Raw genomic sequence first — 11825 nt, 5'->3', positions numbered from 1 at the left:
CTTCATTATGACAACCGCCCAATCTTACCCCGTTGATGACGCATATCATGTCATGGCGCTTTATCATTTTGCACCGCTTGCCGATCGTGACGCTGTGCGTGAGGCATTGCTCGATCTGTGTATTGCCCGTCAGGTTAAGGGCACGATATTGCTGGCCGAGGAAGGCGTAAACGGCACCATTGCCGGCGCTCTGCCCGATCTGCATCATGTGCTGGAGCATATCCGCGATTGGCAAGGTTTTGCTGAAACAGAGGCCAAATATTCTATCGCCAAAGATGCGCCCTTTTTGCGCATGAAAGTGCGGCTGAAACGCGAGATTGTGTCCATGGGCGTGGAAGGCGTTGATGCCGCGCATGATAAGGGCGAATATCTCGCCCCGGATGAGTGGAACGCAGCGCTGGCCGACCCCGACACAGTGGTGATCGACACCCGCAACAGCTATGAAGTGGCGATTGGCAGCTTTGACGGCGCAGTGGACCCTGACACCACCAGCTTTCGCGAATTTCCCGCATGGTTTGACGATTTTTCCGCAAAGCTGCGCGCGCAGGGCGAAGAGGCACCCAAGCGCATCGCCATGTTCTGCACTGGGGGCATTCGCTGCGAAAAGGCGACCGCCTATGTCCGCGCTCAGGGTTTTGACGATGTTGTGCATCTGAAAGGCGGCATATTAAAATATCTTGAGCATGTGCCGACTGCTGAGAGCAAATTTAGCGGCGAATGTTTTGTATTTGATGAGCGAGTGAGTGTTGGCCCCGGTCTCAAGCCCGGCGATTATACATTGTGCCGCGCCTGCCGCATGCCGTTGGCGCCGGAGGAGCTGAACCATCAGGATTATGTCGAAGGGGAGCAATGCCCACATTGTGCCGATGTCCGCAGCGAAGCGCAGAAACAGCGTTATCGTGAGCGGCAAAAGCAGATTGCGCTGGCCGCAGAACGCGGTGAGGCGCATCTGGCCGTCAGTGAATAAGCCCAACAGCGATGGCCGATAACCGCCCCATATTATATTCTTTCCGCCGCTGCCCCTATGCCATGCGCGCGCGTATGGCGCTGATCATCAGCGGGCAAAGCGTGATATTGCGAGAGGTTAAGCTACCGAACAAACCCGCAGCGATGATCGCCGCCAGCGCCAAAGCCACCGTGCCGGTGCTGGTGCTGCATGATGGGCAAGTGCTGGAGGAAAGCCTGACCATTATGCGCTGGGCATTGGCGCAGCATGATCCTGAAAACTGGCAAAATAATGAGCATTCAGCCGCCACAGCAGAGCTGATCGCTCAGTGCGATGGGCCGTTTAAGCACGATTTGGACCGTTATAAATATCACACCCGCTATGCGCATGAAAATGCGGGCGCAGGTGTTGACCCGCTGACCCACCGCGCGGCGGGTCTGGCGTTTCTGGAAACATTACAGAGACAGCTGGCCAGCCATAATCTGCCGCCAGAGCAGAGCCAGTTGTTCGGCGCAGGCCGCAGCTTTGCCGATATCGCCATCTTCCCGTTCATCCGCCAATTTGCCAATCATGATCGGGCTTGGTTCGACGCCCTGCCCCTGCCGCATGTACATGGCTGGCTATCAACGCATGTAAACAGCCCATTATTCACCGCCGCCATGCAAAAAGAACAGCCATGGCAAGACAATGATACCCCCATTACTTTCCCCAAAGCCATGAAATAGAGCGCTTTATTTTCAGCGCCCAAGGGGCATGTTTAAAATGCTATGCGGTGTTCTGCTGCTATGCGCGGGGCGTGGCTGGGTAGGTCGAACAAGACGCGGCGTGCCTTGAAATCTATCGCCACACGGTCAAATTTGCGCAGCGCGCTCATGCCCAGAAAAAGCGCTGGCTTTCTGTCCAGGCCCAGGGATTTGAAGGTTGGCGAATCCGCAAAGGCTATGCCGATTTGTGAGAAGCGGGCGCGGCCGACTTGAAAATCGGATGCGATGCCCAAATCAGCGTTGATCGTCTGGCCAGTCACCGCGGTCAGCTCAGTCGGGTCGCCCAGCCCCTTGGCGCGGCGGCTGCGCAATTTGCGTTGCAGCGCGCGGTTGCCAATGCTGGTCTGTGCGCCGGTATCAATCACCACCGTGACAGGAATGCCCGATATTGTGGCATTGGTCAGGATCAGCTGGCCAGAGCGCCGCCGCCCGGTCACGACAATTTCATAGCCCTTATTGGACGATGTCGCGACATCCTCAATCGCAATCTGGTTGACGCGAAAATCGAACAAAATACGCTGGCCCTGCAGCCCGTCCAGCCCGACAATACCCTCTGCGCCAATATCTTCCGCTTTAAGCAATGGCGCAATCAATCCGCCATAGCTTTGTCGGCCAAGTGAGAGATCAGGAATATAGGCCGTATCCACCACTTTATTGCCAGCAACGCTTTGGATCAAAGCCCGCTCCACAAATTCCAGGTCAAGCTGGCCGGCCAGAGAAGAGGAAATGACCGTCCGCTCCGAACCTGTGTCAATCAGAAAATTATAGGGCCCTGCACCATCAATATTAACCGGCACCGTCATGCGGTACACTGGATCAACAATCACCTCGACAATGTCTGCGCCTTTTGCGGCCTGTGTCTCGTCCGTCACCTCGGCAATGATAGTGCCATCAGACGGTGGGACCGCTATATTAGAAGCCTCTGAGCTTGTAACTGCTGCGTCCTTGGCATCGTTTGCAGTGGCTGCGCTAGGCAGCAAAGATGCCGCAGCCAGCAATAAGACGAATTGAGTGGATTTTTTCATTATTATCTCCGGCAACATCATTACCAGAGCAGATGTAAATTGGCAATATTTGCTGCTGCGGAACAATATTGATGGTCGTGTGAATATATCCCGCGCCAAAACGCAAAAAAGACCAGCGGCCCCAAAGGGCGGCTGGCCAGTTTGCTACAATCATCAGGACTTAGATAACATCTGAGAACAGTGCCACCAGTGCCAGACCGGATATGGTAAGCGCGATTGATATGTATAATATCGGGCGCATCTGCCGGGTAATATAACCCTGGCGGGCATCATCGGTTGGTTTATCTTGCATTGTTGTTGTTTGCGTTACCATATTTGGTCCTTAATTGTCTGATTGTGAGTAGTTTGCTGCGCCTCGGCGCGCTCGTTTTCGTGCGTCAGACTAGTTTGCTGCTGTTGCAGTCAACATCCATGCTGCTTCCTCATGGGCACCAATGCGTGCTGTCAACATATCGGCAGTAAATACGTCATTGGCCTGTTCTGCAGTTCCTACGGCATCACGTAACAATGAGGCGACGCGTTGGTTGTCATCGGCCAGCATTGTTAGCATTTCGCCGGTTGCCGGAAAGTCCTGTGCGTCAATGCAATGCCTGCGTCTTGCGATAGAGCATATAGGTGGATGACAGGGCTTTGGTCAGTTTTTCAGTTCTTCGGGAGTAATCAGTAAGAAGGATGGCTCCTCTTCTTCTGCTCCCATCATCTTTGCCACATCGGCAAAGCTGTTGAAAATCTGTTGCTGTTGCGCTTTAGAAAGCGCGGCAAATCGTTCACTAAATTGCGTCTGCATAAGGCTTGGTGCCCGTTTTAGAAGAGCCTCACTATCGCCACTCAGCCGTGAATGGACAATCCTGCGGTCCTTCTCGCTACGATAACGCTCGATCAATCCTCGGGCCTGTAGCCGAGCCAAAATCGTGGTCACTGTCGCTTGTGTAAGGCTGACATGGTTTGAAAGTTGACGCGTTGTCACTTCACCCAAATCACGAATAGCGCTCAAAAGTGCATATTGCGGGCCAGTTATGCCGATTTTGCCCACCATATTGCGCGATTGCTTGTCCGTCGCGTGGATAATCTGTCGTAAGACGAAAAGGACATCCTGCGCCTCAACGTCTTGATCCGGGTCTTTGCTCGTCACCTTTTCGATTTGAGCATCAATATGGTTTTGCAAGTCAGTCATAAATATATTCGCAACACGTGCGTGCTTTCCAGTTTCATTATTAACGAAAAAATTATGGTTATCAATTGTCATTGCCTACTAAATATTAGTGCTCTAAACAATTTTTCAAGGTGCAATTGTAGGAGAATATGCGAACCCTTGTTTTTGCTTTATAATTTTTCTTTTATTGTCTGTGATTACCCATGGTTTTGCGCTTAATCACTCCATATCATCGCTGCGCATAGCTGCTGCTGCCAGACTTTCCGCCTCCAATAACAGGCTATCATCAGCTGCGCCTTGAGGCACTGCTTCTCGGCCAATCATAGCCAAAACGGGCACAGCCAATGGGCTGACACGGTCAAGATCAATATGGATGATGCTGTCCTGAGCACGATCCATCAAATCGCCCAATCTGCCGACATCGGTCATACGCGCTCGCGCATCGGCCCATGCGGCCTGCATGAGAATGTGCTCGGGCTCATATTTTTGCAGCACATCAAAAATCAGGTCGGTTGAAAATGTTACCTGCTTGCCGGTCTTGCGCTTGCCCGGATGTTGTCGCTCAACCAATCCGCTAATCACGGCAACTTCGCGAAAAGCACGTTTCAGCAAATAGCTGCGCTGCACCCAGTCGGTAAATTCATCGGCCAGTATATCGGCCGAAAATAAAGGCCCCGGGTCAGTAATCGGCTTTAGGCCATAGACTGCCAGCGCATAATCATTGGCAACAAAGCCCAGCGGCTCCAGCCCGCGATCCTCCATCCGCCGTGTCAGCAACATGCCCAATGATTGGTGCGCGTTCCAGCCTTCGAAAGGGTAACACACCATATGGTGCCGATCATGATGCGGGAATGTCTCGACCAGCAATTGCCCGGGTTCCGGCAGATGCGAGCGCCAATCTTGCATCTCCAGCCATTCGCGAACATCATCAGGAAAACGGCCCCAACCTGCACGGTCCGTCAGCATTTCACGCACACGGTCAGACAAATGGGTCGTGAGCGGCATGCGCGCACCCATATAGCTGGGTATTTGCGCAGCTTTTTTCGCCGCACGTACCAGCACGTCCATGTCCTTAATCCGCTCTACCTCAAGGCTCATACCCGCAAAGAAAAACGTATCTCCAGGTGAGAGCTGCGCAGCGAAATTTTCTTCAACCCGGCCCAGTTTGCGACCATTTTTGAAGCGCACATCCAGCATCGCTGCGTCTATGATGATGCCGGCATTTAACCTGTGTTGGGCCGCAAAACGCGGATGAACCAGATGCCAGACGCCATCTGCATCGCGCCGCAACCGCTTAAACTTATCATAGGCTTTCAGCGCATATCCGCCATTTTCCACAAAGCCTAAGGCACGGTGAAATTCATCACGCGTCAGCTTTGCATAAGGCTGGGCAGAAACAATTTCTGCAAATAATTTATCTTCGTGAAACGGTCCAGCACAAGCCTGCGCCATAATATGCTGCGCCAATACGTCGAGCCCGCCAGCGCGGAAAGGCTCACCATCGCGCTGTCCCGCCGCAACCGCATCAAAAGCGGCCTGCGCTTCCAGAAACTCAAACCTGTTACCAGGCACCAGCAAAGCCTTACTGGAGACGTCCAGCCGGTGGTTGGCGCGGCCGATACGCTGCAAAAGCCGTGAAGACCCTTTGGGCGCGCCCATTTGGATAACGCAGTCCACATCACCCCAATCGACGCCCAAATCAAGCGATGCCGTAGCAACCAATGCCCGTAATTCTCCGCGCGCCATAGCGCCCTCTACCTTGCGCCGCGCCTCCACTGCCAAAGAGCCATGATGAATGCCGATGGGCAGTCCGTCTTCATTTGCATTCCATATAGCCTGAAAAATAAACTCAGCCAAAAACCGTGTATTGCAAAATATCAGTGTCAGCTTATTGCGCCGCACCTCTTCCAGAATCTGCGGGATGGCATAATGTCCGCTATGACCTGACCATGGCACGCGTCCCTCTGGTAGCATGATATCCAGATCCGGCGGCGCGCCGCTTTCGCCTTTGACCAGCTGCACATTTTCCAAGTCACCGTTGGGCGCAAGCCAGCCGAGAAAAGCATCCGGATCGGCAACCGTGGCCGAGAGAGCCACGCGCTGAACTTTCGGGTTAATCGCCTGCAATCGCGACAAGGCGAGCGCCAGAAGATCACCGCGTTTGCCAACCGCAAAGGCGTGAACCTCATCGATAATGATGCGCTTCAAACCAGAAAATAATGTTTCGCTTTCCGGATAGCTTATCAGCAGACTTAGCGATTCCGGTGTGGTCAGCAAGATATTGGGTGGGCGTGATCTTTGACGGGCCTTGCGATCAGATGGTGTGTCACCGCTGCGTGTCTCAATCGTGATATCCAACCCCATTTCGGCAATAGGCGTTTCCAGATTGCGCTTAATGTCATGCGCCAAGGCTTTGAGCGGTGATATATAGAGCGTGTGCAGCCCGTCATGGTCTGGCGCGGCAATGAGATCAGCTAGTGTCGGCAAAAAGCCTGCAAGCGTTTTACCGGCCCCTGTGTCGGCAACCAACAAAGCATGATCGCCCTGCCCAGCGACTGACAACATCTCTAACTGATGGCGTCTTGGCAGCCAGCCTCGCTGGGAAAACCAATCTTTCAGAATATCTGGAACAGACGCATCAGAAAGCGTTTGAAGGGGAATTGTGGTCATTACAGCCAATGTCTGGTCCACCGGCGATAAGGTCAACCATAGATCGGCGAAACCGGGCAAAAAATAAAATTAAGAAAAAAATTGATGCAGTGTAACCGAATAAGAGCGGCCGACGAAATGCCTAATGTAACGAGTTTGCTGCTCTCATTCTCAACTCCTCCCTCACCCTTTGGGAGCAGCAAAATTACCAGCCCGGCGGTCCCTCCCCCCTCTTGGACCGCCGGGCTTTTACTTTTCCAGCACAGATTAATGCAGCGCTACGCCCTCGACCGTGATGCGATGCAGCAACCTGCGATGGCCGTGATAATCATTCATCGCATAATGCCATGTTGACCGATTATCCCACATGGCCAGCGAACCCGGTGACCATTGCCACCGAAAATGAAATTGCGGCTGCATGATATGCGCATAAAGCTGCGTCAAAAGGTCGGCACTCTCCTGCGCGTCCATATCAATGACACGCAAGGTAAAGGCTGGATTGACATAGAGACCCTTTTTGCCGGTTTCTGGATGGGCGAGCACGATAGGGTGTACGGCCTCCTGCCCTGCCTTGTCCTGATTACCAAACCGGTCACCCACTTCATCGCGATAATCCGATTGCTTGCCAAAAATATGCGCATTACCATGCAAAGCCTGCAACCCGTCCAAGCGCTGCTTCATATTGTCATCCAAAGCCTCATACGCAGCCTGCATACCCGCAAAGAGTGTATCGCCTCCCTCTGATGGGGTTTCCAGCGCATATAATATCGACCCCATTGCCGGCACATGATCATAGCTATGATCCGTATGCCAACCGCCGCCAATATTCACCGTCTGGTCTGGCTCTTTCAGGACTTGGGCAATTTGCGGATAACCATCAACCGGCGTGAAGAAGCGGTTGATATTGATCCCTCCCCAAAGCTCAGCAAAGGCAATATGATCCTCTGGCGACAGATATTGGTTACGGAAAAATAATGCGCCATGATCGAAAAAGGCGTTTCTCAACAAAACAAATTGCGCATCATCCATATTGCGCAAGTCCACATCATGCACTTCTGCGCCCACTGCCTCGCTAGATGGTTCAATTCTCATAATATCCTCCGCCGCCTATTCTGTATTTTTGCAGAACATGCCATGCCCAGCGCAAAGGGGCAAATTTACCAACTGTCATAAAAAATATCGAATAGGAAACCGGCAAAAAAGCTGCGGCAGCCATTGTCACAGCGGCGAATTTGGTTCAGCGTGACACCAACATAACAACATATTGCAATATCATAGAGGATATAAAATGGCCCTTCCTGCTACCTATAAACAAATGCTGTCCACTGTTACGGCGGATGCTGAATTGCGTCTTGAACTGGTTGAAAAAGACCTGCCAACGCCAAAAACCGGCGAGATTCTGGTTCGCGTGGAGGCAACACCTATCAATCCGTCGGATCTGGGCGTGATGTTTGGTTGGACCGATATGGACAAAGCAACCACATCAAACAGCGGTGCAGACAGTGTATTAAGCGCCAGCGTTTCGCCTCAAGGCATGCAGGTTATGAAAGCACGCATCGGCCAGAACTTGCCGGTTGGCAATGAGGGTGCTGGTACTGTTGTTGCGGCTGGCGATGATGATTATTCGCAAAGCCTGATCGGCAAGACTGTGGCGATTATGGGCGGCGGCATGTATGCCCAATATCGCTGTGTTCCGGCGATGATGGCCCTGCCGCTTAAAGATGAGCACAGCGCCAAGGACGGCGCGTCATGCTTTGTGAACCCGCTTACTGCCCTCTCCATGGTCGAAGTGTTGAAGATGGAAGGCCATAAAGCGTTGGTCCACACTGCCGCAGCGTCCAATCTGGGCCAAATGCTCAACCGCATTTGTGCTGCTGATGGTGTTGATCTGGTCAATATCGTCCGCAAGACCGAACAGGCTGATCTGCTCAAAGCCATGGGCGCGAAATATGTTGTGAACAGCTCTGATGACGACTTTATGGCGCAATTGACCGACGCTGTGCACGAAACCGGTGCGACATTGGCATTTGATGCCACTGGTGGCGGCACATTGGCATCTGACATCTTAACCGCAATGGAAATGGCCGCGGCCCGCACGCCAAGCGATTACAGCATTTACGGCTCCACTAAGCATAAGCAGGTCTATATTTATGGCGGTCTGGAAGTAGCGCCAACCGTTCTTTCCCGCAGCTATGGCTTTGCATGGGGTGTCGGCGCATTCCTGCTTCCCAATTTCTTGGCAAAAGCCGGAATGGACGTTGCCGCCCGCCTGCGCGCCCGTGTCGCGGAAGAGCTGACCACAACATTTGCTAGCAATTATACCGACGAGATCTCCATGATTGATGCTTTGCAAGCAGAGACAGTTGCAAAATATAATGCCAAAGCCACTGGCGAGAAGTTTCTCGTCTGCCCGCAACAGGGTCTGTAAACATAGCAAAGGAATACGCATAATGACCGTCTATGCAATTGCTCAACTGACCATCCATGATCGTGAAGGCTATAAGCGCTATGAAGCTGGCTTTATGGAGGTATTCGCCAAATTTGACGGCGTAATGCTGAGTATTGATGAAGAACCGATGGTGCTGGAAGGTGAATTTACTGCCACACGCTCGGTCCTCATTGAATTTCCAAGTAAAGAACAGGCTATGGCGTGGATGACGTCTCCCGACTATCAAGCCATTGCAAAGCACCGCTTAGCCGCCAGCACCGCAAATTCTATTCTGGTCAAAGCTATTACTGCGGATATGCTAGAAAATTTGGGCAGCTGATTTAAGCTCAAATTATTTTCTTCAGCCAATAGGCATGGCATCTTACCCAATAATATTATTGTCAAATTCGTTGCAAAAACGAAATGATACTCCCGTTCAAAGCAACAGCAAAGTTTAAGAAGCACTTAATTTTGCTTTGATGTGGCGATAGATACTCCTCACTTTATCTATTAAAAACAGTCACTTGTGAGTACGCCAAGCGTATCACGAGTGACTTTTGCTGTTTCTTACTCCGAAAGCCACGCAAACCCCCTCATAAAGGGTTCAACAAAGCGATGACGGGTTTCCCCCTTACCGGTTTGGATGGTCAAAAAGCCGCGGCTACTGACCAACCAAAACATCCGTCAACGCAGGATCTTCATACTGTAATCTATCTGGTCGGATTACAGACATAACTTCTGGGTGAGGATGTATCCCACCGCATCTTCACCCAGATTTTCTAAAACAAACCGCGTTTCTGCCGTTCTTATACGGGCGATGGCGCGCGTCTTTGAAAGGGAGTTTTGTGTTTACTTGCCCGCCTTTGATTAAGGCAATTTCAGCAAGCCTAATGATCGTCTCAATCATGATGGGATCAAGCGCTGCATATGCCCAGCAGGTCACTGCAACGGCATCAGCAAAGATTACCAATCAATTTGTTTCGACCCAAGAGATTGAGAGAGGCTCAGCCGGTAAAGATGCGGACCAAGACAAGACAGACATTGAGCAGAATTACCAGATCAGCGAAATTCAACGCCCATGTGATGGCGATGCAAAGAATACGGCCAACAATGATAGCAGCACAGATAAGGACCACAGCAAATGCTTGATTATAACAATAGACATGCAGTGAATTATGGCAATGACAGCTTTGACAATCGTCAAGGCTCGGCAATTTTAAGCCGCTTAATCAGCCGCGACCTAAAAATGCATTCACCTTATGCGGATAAGCCTGTTGGACCCATTTCTACACCGTCGCAATTGGCGCAAAGCATTGGAGCGCCCATAGTCTTGGTCACCATGGTCGAAGCAAATAACCTGCTTACCTACCATTCTTTTGGCCTCGCACCCGGACGTGCCTTGGGCAGGCTGTCGAAAGTTAGCCATGATCGCTGTCAGGATGGTGCTTATCTAAAAGCCGATATTTCCCGCGATGAAGAATTTTCAGAAATCTGCCAGCTTGCAGATATCGGCCTGCATCACTTCTTCGTCGGCGTACCTGTTTATAACGATGATGGAGAACTTATCGGAACCGTGGCCGTACTTGATCGCAGTTCCAATGTTATGACGCGCGGCTATTCCATAAAAAAACTGCGTGAAAAGGCAGCAGAATATATTACCCAGCGCAATCTGATGGAAAGTTATCAGAGCGGAAAACTACAAGAAGAATGCATAGCGGCATAAATATATGAGCCCCGCTCAGGGGAAATCATATTTTGAAAATTCTTTCAAAACCGCTGCTCTTAAATTGGGGTTTACGATATAGGATTCGAGTAGTTGAGCAGGCCTGGTATTATGCGGCAACCCAAGAGCTAAATTCAACTGCTGCCAAGTCTCTTCCGCTTCTTGCCTTCTCCCAATCGCAAGTGCGGAAAGCGTACTTGTGATTTGCAAACCTGGGTCAATCCGAGAAGAGTCGTCGAGTTTTCGGTTTGACAGCTGATAGGCTTCATCAAAATTGCCTTGCTTATAGCGCAGAAAAGCCAATACAGCATAAACGCCTAAGTCAACATTGGGATCTAAGGCAATAGCGCGTTCTGCTAAACTTTCAGCGCGTTCTTCGTTACAACCGGCAAGATAAATAGCGTGGGAGCGTATTGTGCAGGAGCAGTTGGTGCAGACATTGTAGGGGTTGGCATAGTAGAAGCTGACATAGCCGCAATGGACGCCTGTGTCTGCTGGCTGCCAGCTGGCATATTGTCTGACGCATCATTCACGATAGGCGCAGCAGGAACGCCGTTATCCTGAATGGGTGCGCCTTCACGCTCATAGGCTTTGGCGGTTCGTCTGATGATGCACCTTCTAAGACAACTTCATATTGATTAAGCGGTATTGAAAGGCGTGTGGAGCTGGGATTGCGCAAATAATGGTTATCAATCAGCTTGCGCAAACGCCCCATAATTACACGGGGGTAGCTATCAGTTTGCGGGTCAAAATCCTCACTACGACCCAACGCTTCCACCGCGATACTATAGGCTTTTAAAGGCTGCGTGTTGCCCTCCAGCTTATACGCTACCAAAAAGCTCAAAAGCTTGCTCATCACTGGCGATCGAGAAAATTCCGGCGTGCTAAGCAGACGATCGCGTTCAAGGCAGAGCTGAAGATGCTCGCTTCCTCCGACGCTGAAATCATCATTGCTCATAAATTCCCACCACCAGAAGTTTGAGAGTGAAAAGGCCGTAACGACGCAATTCTAAGATTCGTTACGGGTAACACACAATGTTACCTATGAACATATTGGTTAAGAAAAAGCAAATTATATAACAAAAACTATAGTAAAGTGGATCGGACTTTCTCAATATTTTCACTGAAAAAAACCGT

General features: G+C 51.1%; 14 protein-coding genes. 6 read left to right on the top strand and 8 right to left on the bottom strand.

The features are described 5' to 3' along the window. Positions 1–7: 7 nt before the first annotated feature. A complete protein-coding gene (gene trhO, locus ACR9YC_RS01745) occupies positions 8–967 on the top strand; it encodes an oxygen-dependent tRNA uridine(34) hydroxylase TrhO (RefSeq protein ID WP_438729096.1) in 960 nt (319 codons plus the stop codon). A gap of 11 nt (positions 968–978) precedes the next feature. Then, positions 979–1671, top strand: coding sequence for a glutathione S-transferase (locus tag ACR9YC_RS01740; protein WP_438729094.1), 693 nt, complete (start codon positions 979–981; stop codon positions 1669–1671). Positions 1672–1703: 32 nt separating this feature from the next. Here the strand turns inward: ACR9YC_RS01740 and ACR9YC_RS01735 are convergent, their stop codons facing one another. The 6 genes from ACR9YC_RS01735 to ACR9YC_RS01710 form a co-directional block, all read right to left on the bottom strand. After that, complete coding sequence (locus ACR9YC_RS01735; RefSeq protein ID WP_438729092.1) at positions 1704–2735, bottom strand: aspartyl protease family protein; 1032 nt, start codon at positions 2733–2735, stop codon at positions 1704–1706. 160 nt (positions 2736–2895) lie between these two features. Further along, positions 2896–3048 (bottom strand): hypothetical protein, encoded by a 153-nt coding sequence (locus ACR9YC_RS01730; protein WP_438729090.1) that lies wholly within the window; start codon positions 3046–3048, stop codon positions 2896–2898. 69 nt (positions 3049–3117) lie between these two features. Beyond that, complete coding sequence (locus ACR9YC_RS01725) at positions 3118–3276, bottom strand: ferritin-like domain-containing protein (RefSeq protein ID WP_438729088.1); 159 nt, start codon at positions 3274–3276, stop codon at positions 3118–3120. Positions 3277–3369: 93 nt separating this feature from the next. Next, positions 3370–3909: a MarR family winged helix-turn-helix transcriptional regulator gene (locus ACR9YC_RS01720; RefSeq protein ID WP_438729086.1), complete on the bottom strand. Its 540-nt coding sequence runs from the start codon at positions 3907–3909 to the stop codon at positions 3370–3372. Positions 3910–4107: 198 nt separating this feature from the next. After that, positions 4108–6558 (bottom strand): ligase-associated DNA damage response DEXH box helicase, encoded by a 2451-nt coding sequence (locus tag ACR9YC_RS01715; protein ID WP_438729084.1) that lies wholly within the window; start codon positions 6556–6558, stop codon positions 4108–4110. A 246-nt stretch (positions 6559–6804) separates the two neighbouring features. Next, complete coding sequence (locus ACR9YC_RS01710; RefSeq protein ID WP_438729082.1) at positions 6805–7629, bottom strand: TauD/TfdA dioxygenase family protein; 825 nt, start codon at positions 7627–7629, stop codon at positions 6805–6807. 196 nt (positions 7630–7825) lie between these two features. On the opposite strand from ACR9YC_RS01710, the gene ACR9YC_RS01705 reads away from it, so the two are divergent. The 4 genes from ACR9YC_RS01705 to ACR9YC_RS01690 all read left to right on the top strand — a co-directional run bounded on the left by ACR9YC_RS01705 (position 7826) and on the right by ACR9YC_RS01690 (position 10688). Beyond that, positions 7826–8965, top strand: a complete 1140-nt coding sequence (locus tag ACR9YC_RS01705) for a zinc-binding dehydrogenase (protein ID WP_438729080.1) — start codon at positions 7826–7828, stop codon at positions 8963–8965. 22 nt (positions 8966–8987) lie between these two features. Continuing rightward, positions 8988–9305 carry a DUF1330 domain-containing protein gene (locus tag ACR9YC_RS01700; RefSeq protein ID WP_438729078.1) on the top strand — a complete coding sequence of 106 codons (318 nt, stop codon included), beginning with the start codon at positions 8988–8990 and terminating at the stop codon, positions 9303–9305. Positions 9306–9870: 565 nt separating this feature from the next. Then, a complete protein-coding gene (locus ACR9YC_RS01695) occupies positions 9871–10137 on the top strand; it encodes a hypothetical protein (RefSeq protein WP_438729076.1) in 267 nt (88 codons plus the stop codon). Next, entirely contained in the window at positions 10107–10688 is a 582-nt protein-coding gene (locus tag ACR9YC_RS01690) for a hypothetical protein (RefSeq protein ID WP_438729074.1), read from the top strand. Before ACR9YC_RS01695 ends, ACR9YC_RS01690 begins: the two co-directional genes overlap by 31 nt. A gap of 15 nt (positions 10689–10703) precedes the next feature. On the opposite strand, the gene ACR9YC_RS01685 is transcribed toward ACR9YC_RS01690, so the two are convergent. After that, positions 10704–10991: a hypothetical protein gene (locus ACR9YC_RS01685; protein WP_438729072.1), complete on the bottom strand. Its 288-nt coding sequence runs from the start codon at positions 10989–10991 to the stop codon at positions 10704–10706. A 226-nt stretch (positions 10992–11217) separates the two neighbouring features. Next, positions 11218–11646 carry a hypothetical protein gene (locus ACR9YC_RS01680; RefSeq protein WP_438729070.1) on the bottom strand — a complete coding sequence of 143 codons (429 nt, stop codon included), beginning with the start codon at positions 11644–11646 and terminating at the stop codon, positions 11218–11220. Between the last annotated feature and the right edge of the window lie 179 nt (positions 11647–11825).

This window comes from Parasphingorhabdus sp. DH2-15 (genome assembly GCF_051668705.1).
In the GTDB taxonomy this organism is placed as follows: domain Bacteria; phylum Pseudomonadota; class Alphaproteobacteria; order Sphingomonadales; family Sphingomonadaceae; genus Alterisphingorhabdus.
Note: the sequence above shows the minus strand (reverse complement) of the source record. Positions and strands in the feature narration are given on the sequence as shown.